Annotated in this window: 13 protein-coding genes; 6 read left to right on the top strand and 7 right to left on the bottom strand. The window is 57.9% G+C overall.

Translation table 11 applies throughout. The features are described from left to right. Positions 1–66: 66 nt before the first annotated feature. The gene (locus BLQ41_RS26290; RefSeq protein WP_090186413.1) at positions 67–720 is read left to right on the top strand and encodes a thiopurine S-methyltransferase; all 654 of its coding nucleotides are present in this window, start codon (positions 67–69) and stop codon (positions 718–720) included. Between the two features lie 192 nt (positions 721–912). Here the strand turns inward: BLQ41_RS26290 and htpX are convergent, their stop codons facing one another. Further along, positions 913–1,800 (bottom strand): protease HtpX, encoded by an 888-nt coding sequence (htpX, locus tag BLQ41_RS26285; protein WP_090186410.1) that lies wholly within the window; start codon positions 1,798–1,800, stop codon positions 913–915. A gap of 316 nt (positions 1,801–2,116) precedes the next feature. Next, positions 2,117–3,328: a pyridoxal phosphate-dependent aminotransferase gene (locus BLQ41_RS26280; RefSeq protein WP_090188845.1), complete on the bottom strand. Its 1,212-nt coding sequence runs from the start codon at positions 3,326–3,328 to the stop codon at positions 2,117–2,119. A 225-nt stretch (positions 3,329–3,553) separates the two neighbouring features. On the opposite strand from BLQ41_RS26280, the gene msrB reads away from it, so the two are divergent. The 3 genes from msrB (at position 3,554) to BLQ41_RS26265 (ending at position 4,996) form a co-directional block, all read left to right on the top strand. Further along, on the top strand, positions 3,554–3,949 hold the full coding sequence (gene msrB / locus BLQ41_RS26275) for a peptide-methionine (R)-S-oxide reductase MsrB (RefSeq protein ID WP_090186407.1): 396 nt from the start codon (positions 3,554–3,556) through the stop codon (positions 3,947–3,949). Between the two features lie 103 nt (positions 3,950–4,052). Further along, positions 4,053–4,538 carry a glutathione peroxidase gene (locus BLQ41_RS26270; protein WP_090186405.1) on the top strand — a complete coding sequence of 162 codons (486 nt, stop codon included), beginning with the start codon at positions 4,053–4,055 and terminating at the stop codon, positions 4,536–4,538. Next, positions 4,535–4,996, top strand: coding sequence for a MarR family winged helix-turn-helix transcriptional regulator (locus tag BLQ41_RS26265; protein ID WP_090186402.1), 462 nt, complete (start codon positions 4,535–4,537; stop codon positions 4,994–4,996). The genes BLQ41_RS26270 and BLQ41_RS26265 overlap by 4 nt, the downstream gene beginning before the upstream one ends. On the opposite strand, the gene BLQ41_RS26260 is transcribed toward BLQ41_RS26265, so the two are convergent. After that, positions 4,980–7,301: a hybrid sensor histidine kinase/response regulator gene (locus BLQ41_RS26260; protein WP_090186400.1), complete on the bottom strand. Its 2,322-nt coding sequence runs from the start codon at positions 7,299–7,301 to the stop codon at positions 4,980–4,982. The two genes, BLQ41_RS26265 and BLQ41_RS26260, sit on opposite strands and share 17 nt — an antisense overlap. A gap of 168 nt (positions 7,302–7,469) precedes the next feature. Between BLQ41_RS26260 and BLQ41_RS26255 the strand changes: the two genes are divergently transcribed. Both BLQ41_RS26255 and BLQ41_RS26250 read left to right on the top strand, forming a co-directional pair. Further along, positions 7,470–8,360, top strand: a complete 891-nt coding sequence (locus BLQ41_RS26255) for an ATP-binding protein (RefSeq protein WP_090186397.1) — start codon at positions 7,470–7,472, stop codon at positions 8,358–8,360. Continuing rightward, the gene (locus BLQ41_RS26250) at positions 8,357–8,839 is read left to right on the top strand and encodes a GAF domain-containing protein (protein WP_090186394.1); all 483 of its coding nucleotides are present in this window, start codon (positions 8,357–8,359) and stop codon (positions 8,837–8,839) included. The genes BLQ41_RS26255 and BLQ41_RS26250 overlap by 4 nt, the downstream gene beginning before the upstream one ends. Here BLQ41_RS26250 and BLQ41_RS26245 read toward each other — a convergent pair whose 3' ends face one another. The 4 genes from BLQ41_RS26245 to BLQ41_RS26230 all read right to left on the bottom strand — a co-directional run bounded on the left by BLQ41_RS26245 (position 8,840) and on the right by BLQ41_RS26230 (position 16,761). Beyond that, complete coding sequence (locus tag BLQ41_RS26245; RefSeq protein WP_090186392.1) at positions 8,840–11,785, bottom strand: HD domain-containing phosphohydrolase; 2,946 nt, start codon at positions 11,783–11,785, stop codon at positions 8,840–8,842. It lies immediately after the preceding gene. A gap of 48 nt (positions 11,786–11,833) precedes the next feature. After that, on the bottom strand, positions 11,834–15,475 hold the full coding sequence (locus tag BLQ41_RS26240) for a transporter substrate-binding domain-containing protein (RefSeq protein WP_090186390.1): 3,642 nt from the start codon (positions 15,473–15,475) through the stop codon (positions 11,834–11,836). Between the two features lie 8 nt (positions 15,476–15,483). Further along, positions 15,484–16,110 carry a response regulator transcription factor gene (locus tag BLQ41_RS26235; RefSeq protein ID WP_090186388.1) on the bottom strand — a complete coding sequence of 209 codons (627 nt, stop codon included), beginning with the start codon at positions 16,108–16,110 and terminating at the stop codon, positions 15,484–15,486. A gap of 246 nt (positions 16,111–16,356) precedes the next feature. Then, complete coding sequence (locus BLQ41_RS26230; protein ID WP_090186385.1) at positions 16,357–16,761, bottom strand: response regulator; 405 nt, start codon at positions 16,759–16,761, stop codon at positions 16,357–16,359. Positions 16,762–16,868 lie beyond the last annotated feature (107 nt).

Genomic DNA, 16,868 nt, shown 5'->3' with positions numbered 1-16,868 from the left:
GTCAGATCATTGATCTAAATCTAATATAAGTTTTAGAGTCTTTTGATCGAATTTTCGGGATTAATTATGCAGCCGGAGTTTTGGCACAAGCGGTGGACGTCGAATCAGATCGGCTTTCACCTGCCGCAAGTGAATCCATATCTGCAAAGGTACTGGCCGCAGCTGGACCTGGAAGAGGGCGCGCGCGTACTGGTGCCCTTGTGTGGCAAAAGCCTGGACCTGCTGTGGCTGGCGAAATGCGGTCACGAGGTGCTGGGGGTCGAGTTATCGGAAAAAGCGGTGGAAGACTTTTTCCACGAGCATCAATTTGATCCGGACGTCACCGACCAAGGCCCTTTCACGGTCTATCGGGCGGGTTCGATCGAAATCTGGTGCGGTGATTTCTTCGCGCTGACGGCTGGCGATGTTGCCGATTGCAGCGCGTTGTACGACCGCGCTGCACTCATCGCCTTGCCACCGAAGATGCGTGAGCAATACGCCGAACATCTGAAGCGGATTGTGCCGAAGGATTCCCTGGGTCTGTTGATAACCCTGGATTACGATCAGGCGCAAATGGAAGGGCCGCCATTTGCGGTGCTGGATGGCGAAGTGCAGCGGCTGTTCGGCTCATCGTGGACGTTGAAGATTCTCGAGGATCAGGACGTATTGAGCGAGAACGGGAAGTTCATCGAGAACGGCCTTACGCGGCTGGAAGAGCGGGTGTATCGGGTTTCCAGCTGACAGGTTGGTGTTGCATGTGCCAGCCCTTTCGCGGGCAAGCCCGCTCCCACATTAGACCGTGCCCGTTTGAACGACTCGGTCAACTGTGGGAGCGGGCTTGCCCGCGAAGGAGCCCTGAAGAGCACCACACCAATCAGCAGACAAAAAAAAGGCCCGCAGTGATGCGGGCCTTTTCTATTGGTGCAGAACCGATCAGCCCCGACGACGCAACGCGTCAATACGCTCTTCCAGCGGCGGGTGGCTCATGAACATGCGGGCGAACCCTTGCTTGATGCCACCGTTGATGCCAAAGGCGTTCAAGGTGTCCGGCATATGCACCGGCAGACCCTGTTCGGCACGCAGGCGTTGCAGGGCACTGATCATCGCACCGGTGCCGGCCAGGCGTGCACCGGCGTCGTCTGCACGGAATTCGCGTTTGCGCGAGAACCACATGACGATGGTGCTGGCCAGAATGCCCAGGACCAGTTCGGCGAAGATGGTCGCCACGTAATAAGCGATGCCCTGGCCCTCTTCGTTCTTGAAGATCACCTTGTCGACGAAGTTGCCGATGATCCGGGCGAAGAACATCACGAAGGTGTTCACCACGCCCTGGATCAACGCCAGGGTAACCATGTCGCCATTGGCCACGTGGCCAATTTCGTGGGCCAGAACCGCCTTCACTTCATCCGGAGTGAATCGCTCGAGCAAGCCCTGGCTGACTGCAACCAGCGCGTCGTTCTTGTTCCAGCCCGTGGCGAACGCATTCGCCTCGTACGCCGGGAAAATCCCGACTTCGGGCATCTTGATCCCGGCTTCGCGGGACAGTTGCTCGACGGTTTGCAGCAGCCATTGCTCATGACGTGTGCGTGGCTGGCTGATGATTTGGGTGCTGGTGCTCATCTTCGCCATCCACTTGGAGATGAACAGCGAGAACAACGAGCCTGCGAAACCAAAGACCGCACAGAAAATCAGCAGCTGATTGAGGTTGAGATCAACCCCGTTGGCCGCCATGAACCCGTTGAAGCCAAAAAGGCTCAGGGTGATGCTGGCAATCAGCACGACCGCCAGGTTAGTGGCCAAAAACAGCAGGATGCGCATCATGGTTGTAGAAATCTCCTCATGCTAAAGATGTAGCGTACTGCGGGGTATATAAGGTGCTGCACCGGGCTATTCAACCGGGTGACTATTTCAAACTGTGTCCTACGGCAACAGTCTAGCTGCATGCAGGGCATTTCCGAGGTTGATGCGCGATGCGTTTGTCAGCCGATTCGCGCCCCGGCCCCCGTCGTTGTTAGGCGCGGCCACGAAACGTGGCAAGAGCCAGCGTTGGCAACGGTGATGTCAGGCGGGTTGCAGAGATATGTTGCTGAATCAATCACCGTGCGACATTCGTAGGCGTCGCACGGTGACTGCCTGCTTACTGGCGATAGGATTTGAGGAAGTTGCCGATCCGGCCGATGGCCATGTCCAGATCATCGACCCGCGGCAGGGTCACGACGCGGAAGTGGTCCGGCCAAGGCCAGTTGAACGCCGTGCCTTGTACCACCAACAGCTTCTCGGAGAGCAGCAGGTCGAGCACGAATTTTTCATCGTTGTGGATCGGGCAGACTTTCGGATCGATCCGCGGGAATGCATACAACGCACCCATCGGCTTGACGCAGCTCACGCCGGGAATGTCGTTGAGCAGTTCCCAGGTACGATTGCGTTGTTCCAGCAGGCGACCTTGTGGCAGCACCAGGTCGTTGATGCTTTGGTAACCGCCCAGGGCGGTCTGGATCGCGTGCTGGCTCGGCACGTTGGCACACAGGCGCATGTTGGCCAGCATGTCGATGCCTTCGATGTAGCTCTGGGCGTGGTGTTTCGGACCGGAAATGGCGATCCAGCCGGAACGGAATCCGGCCACGCGATAGGACTTGGACAGGCCGTTGAAGGTCAGGCACAACAAGTCCGGCGCGAGGGATGCGGTGCAGATGTGCACGGCATCGTCGTACAGAATCTTGTCGTAGATTTCGTCGGAAAACACCACCAGGTTGTGCTGGCGTGCCAGTTCGAGCATGCCCAGCAACACTTCCCTGGAATACACCGCGCCGGTCGGGTTGTTCGGGTTGATGATCACCAGCGCCTTGGTGTTCGGGGTGATTTTGGCCTTGATGTCAGCCAGGTCCGGCCACCAGTTGGCCTGCTCGTCGCACAGGTAATGCACCGGGTTGCCGCCAGACAGGCTGACAGCGGCGGTCCACAGCGGATAGTCCGGGGCCGGCACGAGTACTTCGTCGCCATTGTTCAGCAATGCCTGCATCGACATCACGATCAGCTCGGAAACGCCGTTGCCCAGGTAGATGTCTTCAATGCCGACGCCTTCTACCTGTTTTTGCTGGTAATACTGCATGACGGCTTTGCGGGCGCTGAACAGGCCCTTGGAATCACTGTAGCCCTGGGCCGTCGGCAGATTGCGGATCACGTCCTGAAGAATTTCATCCGGCGCTTCGAAACCAAAAGGCGCAGGGTTGCCGATGTTCAGCTTGAGGATGCGATGGCCTTCCTCTTCCAGGCGTTTGGCGTGCTTGAGCACTGGGCCGCGAATGTCGTAGCAGACGTTGGCGAGCTTGTTCGATTTGCTGACCTGCATGGCGATGTGTTCCCGAAAATGAACGATCCAGGCGTCGTATGAACGACCGTACTGGGAATCCTGCGTCTTCACACAGGTCTGACGCCTTGAGTGGCGACACTCATAATCCGTTTGAATGCGCGTGGCGTGGCTGCCAGACTGGCGTTTGACGAGGCGCAATCATACGTGCCGCCTGATCCGTGGAAAAGGTACAGATCGGGCTTTTTCAGCTGCTGAGGTGTGACGATGGAAAAGTTGGATAAAACCCTGGAAGAATGGAAGGCAATGCTCGATCCGGAGCAATACAACGTTTGTCGCCTCAAGGGCACCGAACGTCCGTTCTCCGGTAAATACAACGACACCAAGACCGAAGGTGTGTACCACTGCATCTGCTGCAACGAGCCGTTGTTCGACTCCAAAACCAAGTTCGACTCCGGCTGCGGCTGGCCGAGCTTTTACGCACCGATCGGTGACAGTGCGATGGTCGAGATCCGTGACGTCAGCCACGGCATGATCCGCACGGAAGTGGTCTGCGCCAAATGTGATGCGCATCTGGGCCATGTGTTTCCGGACGGCCCGCCGCCGACCGGCCTGCGTTATTGCATCAACTCGGTGTGCCTGGACCTGGTGCCGCGCGAGTAAGAACTCGGGAGCGATCCATGGATCGCTCATCGAATTATTAAATTGCACGCAATTCAATTGCTCGCTATGTTTGGCCCATCTTCCCTCATTCAGAGTCCGGACCATGAGCGACAACCTGCTGAGCATCCCTTGCACCACCATCACGGGTGAGCAAAAGACCCTGGCCGATTACGCCGGCAAGGCCGTGCTGGTGGTCAATACCGCCAGCAAATGCGGATTCACCCCACAGTACAAAGGCCTCGAAGAGTTGTGGCAGACCTATAAGGATCAAGGCTTGGTAGTCCTCGGCTTTCCGTGCAATCAGTTCGGCAAGCAAGAGCCGGGCAATGAAGGGGCGATCTCCGAGTTCTGCGAGCTGAATTTCGGTGTCAGTTTCCCGCTGTTCAAAAAGATCGAGGTCAATGGCGCCGGGGCTCACCCGTTGTTTGTGCAGTTGAAAAAGCGCGCGCCGGGCGTTCTCGGTTCCCAGGGCATCAAATGGAACTTCACCAAGTTCCTGATCGGCAAGGACGGTCAGTTGGTCAAGCGCTTCGCCCCCGCGACCAAGCCGCAGGACCTGAGCCGTGAGATCGAAGCCCTGCTCAAATGAACACGTTGTCAGTCGATTCGCTCAAGCTCGACAGTCAGTTGTGTTTCAAGCTGTACGCTGCGTCGCGGGCGGTGATCCGCGCCTACAAGCCGATGCTCGATCAACTCGGCCTGACCTATCCGCAGTACCTGGCAATGCTGGTGTTGTGGGAATGGCAGGAAGCGGCGCCGGAACAGCCAACGGTCAAGGCACTGGGGGAGCGTCTGGCGCTGGACTCCGGCACCCTGACGCCGCTGCTCAAGCGTCTTGAGCAACTGCAATTGGTGCAGCGCCAGCGTTCGGCGCGCGATGAGCGCGAAGTGCACTTGAGCCTGTCGCCAGCCGGCAAGGCATTGCGCGAACAGGTCAGGCCGCTCAAGGCTCGCCTGTTGTGCGACAGCGGCGTGGATCTGGATCGCCTGAACGATCTGCGCGATGGCCTCGATCACCTGTTGGGGCAAATCAAAGCACTGTCGTAGTCGGTATCCACAAGTCGAGCAGGCTGGCCAGCTCTTCCCGGCGGAAGGGCTTGGCCAGGTAGTCGCTCATGCCCGCCGCGCGGCAGCGTTCGCGTTCCTCCGACATGGCGTTGGCGGTCAGGGCGACGATGGGCAATTGTGGCCAGCGCCCGCTGCGGCGGATCTGCCGACTGGCTTCATAGCCGTCCATCACCGGCATGTTGCAGTCCATCAGCACCAGGTCGAATTCCCTTTGCTCGAGCTGATCCAGCGCTTCGGCACCGTGCGCGGCGACGATCACCTCGCAACCGAGTTTTCCAAGCATGCCCTTCGCCACCAGTTGATTGACCGGGTTGTCCTCCACCAACAGGACGCGCCCGCGTTTCAGGGAGGTGAGTGCTTCGACCCGGGCGCCGTTGATCAGGTTGGTTTCCGGCTGCAAAATCCGCCGCAATGTCTGATAAAGCGCATTGCGCGCCAGAGGGCGGGCCTGCTGTTGCAGAGGCGCCAGGGCGCTTGCTTGTTCGCTGGGCATGAAGTTGCCGTAGGCAGTCACCAGCAGAATCGGGGCGTCCAGAGTAGGGCGCAGGCGGAACAGGCATTCGGGGCAGTCGGTAATCAGTACATCGCAGTCCAGACCGATCAACGAGTCATCCATGGAGCGCTGTTGGTAGTCGAGTCCCCAGCCGGGCAACAGTTTTTTCAGCAGTTCGGCCAAGCCGCTGCTGGCGGCAGTGATCGCGGTGACCTTGCCCGGCAAAGGGATCGGCGGCATGGCCCGGGTGTGTGATGGCAATGGCAGGTCGGCACAGAACTGGCTGCCGAAGCCCGCTTCAGAGCTGATGGTCAGGCGCCCTTGCATGGCTTCGCAGAGGTTGTAGGTCAGCGCCAGACCCAGCCCGGTGCCGCCGAACTGGCGGGTGATGCCTGCCCCGGCCTGAGTAAAGGGCTGGAAGATCTTGACCTGGGCATCCTGGGCTATCCCGATACCGGTGTCGCAGACTTCAATGCGTACGCCGTCCTCGAACGTGGAAAGACGCACGTCGACGCGACCGAAGCGGGTGAACTTGAGGGCGTTGGACAACAGGTTGCTGACGATCTGCCGGACCCGGGTCGGATCCCCCAGAACCAGCGCTGGAAAGTGCGGATCGATCAGGCAGGTCAGCTCGACGCTGGGCGCGGCGTTCTGCGACAACAGGTTGGCGGTGTCTTCGATCAGCGAGCCGAGGTCGAAGGGGATGTGTTCGAGTTCGAGCTGGCCGGCATCGAACTTCGACAGGTCGAGGATATCGTTGAGCAGTTCCACCAGCACTTTGCCCGAGTCATGGGCAATGGACAGCTGTTGCTGTTGCTCGGCATTGAGCGGGCCGTCCAGCGAGAGTGCGATCATGCCCAGCAGGCCGTTGAGCGGTGTGCGAATTTCGTGGCTCATGTTCGCCAGGAACGCTGCACGCGCTTCGGCCATGTCCAGCGCGGTGCTGCGGGCGACTTCCAGTTCCTCATTGGATTGACTGAGCCTGGCGTTGATCGCCTTGAGTTCGGCGGTGCGGGCCGAGACGATGTTTTCCAGTTGCCCTAAATAGTCGGTGAGGCGGTTTTCGGCGTTGCGTCGTTGCTGAATCTCGGTGGCAATGTTTTCGAACTGTTGATTGGCTACTTTGACCAGGACGCCGATTTCATCGTTGGAGTGCCCGGCCGGACATTCCAGTGAAGTGGGCTCTACACTGCGCGGATCGCGACCACTGAGTTCACGGATGACCCGCACCAATGGCTTGGTCAGCATGACGTAGAACAATGCGAGCAAAATGCCGGTCAGGATCAGGCTGCGGGCGAAGCCGTTGATCAATGTCACCTCGGCGCGACGCAGGAAACGGCTGCCAAAGGCGTACGTATCGACTTGCAGTTGCAAGGTGCCCAATGACTCGTCTGGCAAGTGGTCGAGGTAGAGGCGGTCTTCAAATTGGCGGTTGGCGCCGAACAGGAAGTCGCTGATCATCCGGTAGTTGTTTTGTATGGCTGGGCGTTTGACGCTCGCCAGTACGGTATTGTTGTTGTCAGTCAGTTTCGCCTTGATGATCGCCGGCGAGCGCAGCAGGCCCATGGTCAGCTCCTGGGCGAGTTCGGCATCGATGTTGTAAGCGATACGCGATGCCGGGTTATGGCTGATTTCCAGCAAAGACAGTATTTCGCGGTTGATGGAGGCGTCTTCACTGGCATAATCAATGCCAATTTGCAGCAGGCTGAGCAGCGTGCCCAGAATGAATCCGACAAGCACAGTAAGCCTGGCTTGCTTGTATGACAGCCGGTGGGTGAACTTGATATCCATGGGGTGTTGAACCACTTCCGTTTCCCTTCGCTGCTCAAGCATAGTCGATCATGCATCGATACCGATGTTCTCGCGAGCCCTTGCAGAACAAGGGATGCGCCGGACACCAAACGCTGTGTTTCGTCGCTGTAATGCCATCATCACTGTGAACGTGCCCGAGGAGAAGACGTGGATTCCCGATTGAATGCTTTTCTTGAACGCGCCGATGCCGTTCTGGCCCGTATCGAGCCACTGCTGCCAGCGCCTCGGCAAGCCATCGACTGGACTCATTGCCTGGCCGCACGCTGGCAGCGCGAGGGGCGCAGCGGTTTTCTGTTGCCACTGCAAGTGAGCCTCGACACGCGCTTGTCCGACCTGATCGGTGTCGACCGCCAAGTGGAACAACTGGGGCGCAATACCCAGCAGTTCCTCGACGGCATGCCTGCCAACCACGCGTTGCTGTGGGGCTCGCGCGGCACCGGTAAATCGTCGCTGGTGCGTGCCTTGCTGGCCGAGCACGCCAACGCCGGCCTGCGGTTGATCGAGATCGAGCGCGATCACCTGGCGGATCTGCCGCGAGTGGTCGAACAGATTGCCAGGTTGCCCCAGCGTTTTGTGCTGTTTTGCGATGACCTGTCGTTCGAGTCGGGCGAGGGCGACTATCGCGTGCTCAAGAGCGTGCTCGACGGATCGCTTGAACAGGCGCCGGATAACGTTCTGCTGTACGCCACTTCCAACCGTCGCCACCTGGTCCCGGAAAAGGAAAGCGATAACGAAAACTGGAAAAGGGTCGACGGCGAACTGCATCCCAGCGAGGCGGTGGAAGACAAGATCGCGCTGTCGGACCGTTTTGGATTGTGGCTGTCGTTCTATCCATTTACTCAAGAGCATTTCCTAAACGTCGTCGAACACTGGATCGGGCAGTTGGCCGATAAAGCGGGCCTGGCGTGGCAGCGTGACGAACAACTGGACATCCTCGCGGTGCGCTGGGCCACGGGCCGAGGCAATCGCAACGGACGTTGCGCGTATCAATTTGCCCGCTATTGGGTCGGGCTGAAGTTGTTGGAGCAAAAAGCATGATCGATTTACAGAAGAGCGGCCAAGGCCTGGATGGTTACGGCATGTTGTGGGCGCAGTTGGAGTCGTTGCTGGCCGACGAACGTGATTTTATCGCCAACGCGGCGCAATTCTCGGCATTTCTGTTCAACCAGCTCGATGACCTGAACTGGGCCGGTTTCTACCTCAACCGCAACGATGAGCTAGTGCTGGGGCCGTTTCAGGGGCAGATCGCCTGTGTACGGATTCCGTTCGGTCGTGGCGTGTGCGGAACCGCGGCGTCCACCTTGCAGACCCAGCGTGTCGAAGACGTGCACGCCTTTGCTGGGCACATCGCGTGCGACAGCGCCTCCAATAGCGAACTCGTCGTGCCGCTGGTCAAGGACGGTCGCTTGATCGGCGTGCTGGACCTGGACAGCCCGAAGCTGGCGCGTTTTACCGTTGAAGATCAGGCCGGTATCGAGCAACTGGCGGCGATTTTTCTGCGTCTGACCGATTGTTGATCATCCCTTCAAGCCTGCCTTGAGCAGCAGGCTTGAAGGGTCGACCGTATCGATTTGCTGCGGATCGAGAAAGCGCTCGGCGTACTGCTTATAGATGCTGGCGTTGATGAACAATCCAAACAACTGCGGATCGATATGCGCGTCTCGGCACATGGTGGCCATGATGCCCAGCGCTTCGCTCAGGGTCTTGGCCTTCTTGTAGGGGCGATCGGCGGCGGTCAGCGCCTCGAAAATATCGGCAATCGCCATCATCCGCGCCGGAAGGCTCATTTCTTCACGCTTCAACTGTTTGGGATAACCGGTGCCGTCCATTTTTTCGTGGTGGCCGCCGGCTATTTCCGCGACATTCTGGAGGTGGCCGGGGAAGGGCAGGTGGCTGAGCATCAGGATCGTCTGCACCATGTGGTGGTTGATGATGTAGCGCTCCTCGCGGGTCAGCGTGCCTCGGGTGATGCTCAGGTTGTAGAGCTCGCCCCGGTTGTATTTGTAACGCGGTACATCCAGTTTGAAACCCCATGGGTTGTCCGGTGGAATCAGTTCGCTTTCGGCGCGTTCGAACAGATGTTCGGGTTTGTCCGCCAACAAGGGCTCACTGACAGGCAAAGTCGGTGCCGGGGTTCGTGCCTGGCGACGATTTTCCTCCCAGGACACACCCAGGCGGTCATCCAGGGTTCGGGTCCAGGTGCGTTGGGCAATGCTGCGCAGGCGTTGCAGATCAGCTTCGGCCATGGCCTCGCTGCCCAGATTGCAGCGGGCGACAAAGGCGAAATCATCATCGAGCTCCGCCAGGCTGGCATTGCGCAGTTCAGCCAGAGGCTGCTCGTCACCGCCTAATGCGACGCCTTGCCAATAGGCGACCCAGGCATCGCGCTTGAGGACTTCGAAACGGGTACGAACTTCGTGAATGCGATCGTTCAGGGTTTCCAGTTTGGTGGCCTTGTCGACCACGTACTCTGGTGTGGTGACCTTGCCGCAGTCGTGGAGCCAGGCTGCAATGTGCAGCGCTTCCCATTCATCTTCGGTGGGTTGATAGCCGCTGAAGGCCGGCTCCTGACTGGCAGCGGCAGCCTGGGCGAGCATCAGCGTCAGTGCCGGCACTCGCTGGCAATGACCTCCGGTGTAGGGGCTCTTGGCATCGATCGCGCCAGCGAGCAGTTGAATGAACGAGTCCAGCAGCTGTTTCTGTTTGGCTTGCAGACGCTGACTCTCAATGCTCACGGCCGCCGCGCCGGAAACAGCCTGGAGAAACGCAATGCGATCCGGGCGGAGCTTGTCCAGGTCTCGTTGCGTGCCGCTGTCGGCCAATAGCAGAAGCAGCAGGCCCACGGTTTCGTTATGTCGATTGTGCAACCGGATGCCGATCAGGTGAACCCGGGGACACTCCAGCGCGAGCAAGACTTTCTGCAAATCCCCCGCCTGTTCGAAACCCAGGCTGGTCACGACATTGTCGGCGTTCGACAGTGACTGCATCCACTGAGGGCTCTGCGGGTCGTGGAGGTCGTGACCTTCAACAGCGAACGACGGCAATGCCTGTGACGTGTCGTTGATGACTAGGCCATGGGGCTCCATGTGATCGCTATCACGCTCGCGCAGGTAAATAAGACCCGCCTGGGCTTGCCCGATCTTCACGGTTTCAAATAGCACCCGTTGCAACAAGGGTGCGAAACGGGTCTCGGCGCTCAGGCTGTCGGTTATCTGGAAAAAACTCCCTAGGGTGTCCTTCATCCGCGCCATCGAGACGCTCAGTTGGTCGACCTCAAGCACCGGCGAGCGATGGCCAACCGGAAAATTGAAATTGAAACTGCGCACAGCATCGGCTTCCTGCACCAGCGCACGCAATGGCTTGACCAGGATTCTTGAGATCAGCCATCCCACCGGCAGGCACAAAAGCAACGTAGTCAGGGTAATCAGCGCACCTTGCCAGCGCATGCGGTAGGCATCGACGAGTAATTCGTCCTCGGGCACCAGCAGCGCCAGCTGCAGTCCCTGGGGGCCGCCTTCCTGCATGCTGCTACGCGCCACGATCCATTGACGGCCGGCGGCGTCCAGGCGATTGCCGGTCGGCGGATGGGCGAGCAGGGCACCGAGACCGGGGCTCAGATCGGCTGCCTTCATCAGGCGGGCGGTTTGGTCGTCGATGATCAGTTTGCTGCTGTCGGGATAGGCAATGGCATTGCCTTGGGCATCGAACAGCACGATTTCGGTATGGGGGGTGACCACATGCTTGGCCAGGGTTGCCGATAATTCGGCCAGTGTCAGGTCGGCACCGATCACTGCGTCTTCGCCACTGCGCCGTGCCAGGGTGGTGCCGATGTTGTGGGTGGAGAAAAAAATGTAGGGTTCAGTGGTGATCTGGCCCTCGTCGCCGCGCGCGCTGGAAAACCAGGCCCTGGTTCGCGGATCGAACGTTTCGTCGGGATTGTCCTGGCGGCCGAGCAGGTTCAGGGATTGATCAAAAAACAATGATTGGGAGCGGGGCTGACCAGTGCTGGCGTCGTGATCGATGCTCCAGACTTGATACACCGCAGTATCCGGCGCACTCAAGGCCGTTTTCAGTGCCGTGGTTCGCAGGGGACGAACCATGAAAAAGTCGCCGTTGCTGTAGCCCAGGTACAACGATGCCAGATTGGGATTGTCATTGAGCGATTGGCTGAACGGCTTGAGTAAAGCCAGGCGCTGCTCCAGATCCTGCGCCTGAGTCGCCGGGTAGTCCACCAGCAGGCTTAGCAGATGGCGAATGGGTTCATAGGTGCCTTGCAGGTCCAGGCGGACATCCTGCTCGATGCGGTTGAAGAGCTTTTCGCTGCTGGAAAGAATGATCTGAGTAGTTTGCCCGTAGTTGAAAATGCCCAGCACCACGCCGGTCAGCAACAGCAGGAAAGTAAACATCACACTGATGTGAACGTGCAGGGGGAACCGACGTTCGGGGCGCAGTGGGCTGGGCATTACGGTCTCTCCATGATGTTTAACACACTGCTCAGCGTCCAAGCATAGTTAAGGCTCCACCGTTCTGCCTTTGTCGTGTTGCGCTATTTGTTGCTGCAACGCCTGTTCCAGTTCGTGCATGGCACGCTCCATGGCTCTGACGCAGTGAGCCACTTCATCGTGGTGGAACGCGGTGTGGCAGGCGGTTTCGAGCGCTTCGCAGCTGTCGATCAATCGGCAGGCCTGGACGATGCGCGCGGCACCCTTGATTTTGTGCGCCACATCGATGAATGACTGTCCACCGTGTGAAGGGGATAACGCCCGCAGTTCCTGCCGGTCCAGGCGGGTGCTGTTCAGTAGCTCGGACAACAATCGCTGGTCCAGGATCGGGTTGCCCCCCGTTAACAGGTGCAGACCTTCCAGGCTGAAGGCCGGATCGCGGGCCGTTGGCGCCCGGCCTTCAACCCATTGACTCAAAGCGGTCAGGGTGAGGGGTTTGAAAAGGCAATCGTCCATCCCGGCGTTTTTGCAGCGTTGGATTTCCTCCAGTTGTGCGTTGGCGGTGAACCCCAGAATGGTGCATGGCCTGGCCTGGGTTTGTTGTTCGTGTTGGCGAACGGCGCGAGCCAGTTCGTATCCATTCATGAGCGGCATGTTGCAGTCGGCAATCACCAGGTCAAACGCTCCGTCCTTCCAGGCCTGCAGTCCTGCCTCGCCATCCGGTGCGGCGCTGAAGCGATGCCCCAGAAACTCCAGTTGCTGGCACATGAGCAAGCGATTGGCGGGATGATCGTCGACCACCAGGACGTTCAACGCAGCCTTGGTGGTGTGAAGGTGCGGGTCAGCGGTTTCGGGCACCTGCCTGGGCGGCAACGTTGCAAGGTGCAACGAGACCTGGACCTGAGTGCCGACGCCGCTCTGGCTGCTCAATTGCAGGCTGCCGCCCATCATCTCGCACAGATTTCGGCTGATCACCAGACCCAGTCCCGCACCGCCTCTGGCCGATTGCCCTGAATCATTGGCCTGGGCAAAAGGCTCGAACAGACGCTGCTGATCCTGTTCACTTATCCCGATCCCGCTGTCTCGAACTTGCAACTGCAACAGGACCCTGTCGGCGTCTTCGGTGGGATGCAACTCGACCAGAATCCTCACCTGACCCTGCTCGGTAAACTTGATGGCGTTGCTCACCAGGTTGGACAGCACCTGCTTGAAGCGCATCGGGTCCAGCATGACGTCGCAGGGCGGGTTCGCAGGATCGAAATCCAGCATCAGCACCAGATTTTTCTGGCGGGCCAGACCGTCGAAGATCCGCACCACCGATATCACCGTTTCACTCAGGTTGACGCGCTCCGGGCTCAAGCTCAAACGCCCGGATTCGATCCGCGCAATGTCAAGAATGTCCCCGATCAGCTCCAGCAACTCTTTGGCGGAGTGATAGGCCACCTCAATGGCCGGACGATCGCAATGGTTGTGGTCGATACGTTTGAGGGTGAGCTCAAGCATGCCGATAATCGCGTTCATCGGCGTGCGGATCTCATGACTCATGGTGGCCAGAAAGGTACTTTTGGCACGACTGGCTTCATCTGCACGCTCTTTTGCTGCCCGCAGATCATCGAACAGTTGTCGCCGCTCGCTGATATCGATCCAGCCGCCGATAACGCCTTGAACCTCGCCGGTGGAGTTCCGGTAGGGAAGAATCCAATGATAAATCGTCAGCATGCGGTCACCGATGTGCAGTGGCCGGTCGAGAATCAGCGGCCTGCCTTCGGCCACGACGCGCTGGTAATCCGCTAGATACTCACGCGCCTCGGACGAGTTGTTCATGCTGCCCTGTGTGACATTCTTGCCGATCACGTCTTCGCGGCTCACGCCAAACGTCTCCAGGTAACTGTCGTTGCAGCTTTGCAGCAAGCCTTGGCGATCACGCACGTAGATCGGATGAGGTGTGCCGTTGACCAGCGACCGCATGAATTCGAGTTGATCGTTCAGCGCCAGTTCGGCGGCTTGGCGCTGACGGATCTGGCGACGCATGTAAGCATTCCAGGTGACGGAAATCAGTAGCAGCACGCCGACGCCAATAACAATCTGATAGAACACTCGGTGATAGTTGTGCCAGGTTTGCGAGACCGACGAGTAGCCTCGCCAGCGGCTGTTGATAATGCCCAGTTCTTCCGGTGTGATGCTCAGCAGTGCCTTGTCGAGGATCGAGTTCAACTCGTTGTCGTCGTGCCGGGTCGCCAGGGAGAACGCGGCTTGCCGGGTGCCAATGGTGGTGCTGATCTGCAGGGTGTTTTCGAAGATTCTGGAGGAGATGAAATAGTTGGCGATCACCAGTGAGTTCACGGCACCTTCAGCCTGACCCTCGGCGAGCATTTCCACGGCACTGAAGGCGTCCGGGGTTTCTATCAGATGTATACCGGGGAAGTCATGACGAAGGTAATCCACCAGTGGATTGCCTTGGGCAATCGCCAGGCGCTTGCCTGACAGCTGCATCAGAGTGGTGGGGCTGCCGGCCGCCTTGCGAGTCAGCAGGACAACCGAGTTTTCCAGATAGGGGCGGCTGAAGTTCAGCTCCGTTTCCCGTTGCGCGCTTGGCAGCAGGGCGGCGATGAGGTCGGCCCGATGGCTGCTGACCTGCTCGATCATCTCGTCATCGTTGCGGCTACGATGGATCTCGAAGCGCAAACCGGTGCGCAACCTGATCAGCTCGAGCAAGTCTGCCGTAACGCCCCGAAAGTTGGCGTCGCTGTCGAAAAAGGTCAGCGGTGCGTACGCCTCGTTGACCACGACGCGCACCACAGGATGTTGCGCCAGCCAGCGCTCTTCGCGGTGGGTGAGTTGCAACTTCTGATCGGTGAGCAGGATGTCACTGCCCGCACTCCAGCGTTTGGCGATGTTTTCCCGTTCATTGGCCGGGATCGCCTTGAGTATCGCGTTGATGATTTCAAGCAGTTGCGGATTGTCTTTGTGCACGGCAAAACTGAATCCATGGGCCTCGTGTTTACCAAAGTTGGCCATGCGGATGTTGTTCAGATAACCCTTGTTGATCATGTAGTGGGTTGAAATCGTATCGCCGAGAAACACATCGGCCTGGCCGAAAGCCACTGCATTGATTGCATTCTGGTAGGAGGGGTAGGCGGTGATGATCGCCTTGGGATACAACGCTTTGACTTCTTCCAGCGGTAGATAGTGATACACCATGCTCAGGCGCAGCCCTGCCAGGCCATCGCTGAGGGATCGGGTCTCTCCTTCTCGTGTCACCAGAACCGGTTGATCCACGGCATAGGGCGTGGACAGCACAATATCGGCATTGCGAGCTTCAAAGCCGTTGGCGCTACCGAGCAGATCGACCTCGCCTTTTTCCAGTGCCTCTATCGCATCTCCCCGGGATGCGTAACGCTGAACCTTGACGGGTAACCCGGTGGTCTGGCCCAGGATGCCCGCGTAGTCGGCGGTAAAACCTTCATAATCGCAGCCACTGACGGTCAGGTCGAAAGGAGGGTAATCGGGGGCAGACGTGCCCAGAATCAATTCGCGCTTATTGTTAACCCATTGCTGTTGGGAATTATCCAGTTGGACTTCCATGTTCCTGATCATTGAGCGACTGAGCAAGGTGTAGGCCTCGCTTGCGGTCGGTGCGGCGGGCGCTGAGGTGCTCAGGCATAAACCCGCCGTCATCAATAGTAGACAATCCTTTAAACGACTGGGCATCCGGTCTCTCACACTAATGCGTTGCGTTTTGCCATATCAATAAGTTCAACGAGCGATTTGGCTTTGAGTTTTTGCATGAGGCGTTTCTTGTAGGTGCTGACAGTCTTGTTGCTCAGGAACATGCCCTTTGCAATTTCCTTGTTGGTGCGCCCCTGGGCAAAAAGTTGCAATACCATTAACTCCCGGTCGTTGACTGATTTGAATAACTCAAGGTCGGCGTATCGAATGTCATCACTTCGAACCGGATTCAAGGCCTGACTGGGGAAATAGTTGTAACCCGATAGTACCGCTTTGATTGCACTCACCAGTTCACTGAGGTCCTCTTGTTTGCAAACATACCCTGAGGCGCCGGATTGCATGCAGCGAATACCGAAAAGTGTCGGGCATTGTGCCGTTAACACTAATGTTTTAAGGGGGGTACTCATGGCGTTGAATCGGGACAGAACTTCCAGCCCGTCCAGCTTGGGAATGCTGATGTCGAGAATGACCAGGTCGGGCATGCATTCACGTACCATCTGCATGGCATCGACCCCGTTGTCCGTTTCGCCGACAACTTTGTAACCTTCGTGTTCGAGCAACATTCGGACTGCAAGACGGATGACAGGGTGATCGTCAACAATAAAAACGGAGTTCATAATCAGATCCCATAGGCGCTCAAATAAAGCGCGCACCTTAGCTCAGATAGTTGAGGGGGCGCATGAACCGACTGGGCGATAGCAGCAATATAGGACAAATCCTACAAAGGAAGAAGAATCAGACTACGTATCAACTAGGTTTTGCATGAAGACCAGTGAAAGTGTTGTAGGAGCGTCCGCGTAACTGGAGTGCCGAGTTAATCGATTTATAATTGTCGGTTGCTGTCTGTGTTTGTTGGGGTGGTTTTATAGTGAGGCTAAGGTCAACAAGTTTCTAAAGTCTGATTGTTTCAATGGCTTTATCAAGTAGCCCAATAACGGTAATCCGTTTTCGCCGGCCACTCTTTTAAGTTCGTCCAGTTCAATGGATGTCAGGCTACTCAGCAATATTGCTTGCCTGATCATTCCCCTCTGGCTCGCCAGTTCGATCAACTCCAGGCCGGGAAGGTCAGGCAGACATTGATCGCACAGGAGAATGTCGAAAGGGTGCAATGCATTGTCCATCTGCTGCAAGGCGGCTTCGGCGCTGTCGGTGGCGGTGAGTTGGCTGAAGCCGTAACTCTCAAGCAGATATTGGGTCGCCCTGAGCTGAAAGGGATGGTCTTCCACCAGCAAGATGCGGCAATCGTGTTTAAACATAGGATTTTTCATGCTTCATCTGTCGGGCAGAGAGGGCGCCCATTATTTCGCGATTCGTCCGCGCAATCGATCAGTCAGCTCTGTACACGGTGTAGGGCAATTCGTTTGACGTTGAAGTG

Source organism: Pseudomonas arsenicoxydans (assembly GCF_900103875.1).
Taxonomy (GTDB): domain Bacteria; phylum Pseudomonadota; class Gammaproteobacteria; order Pseudomonadales; family Pseudomonadaceae; genus Aquipseudomonas; species Aquipseudomonas arsenicoxydans.
This window is presented reverse-complemented; position numbering and strand designations above follow the sequence as displayed.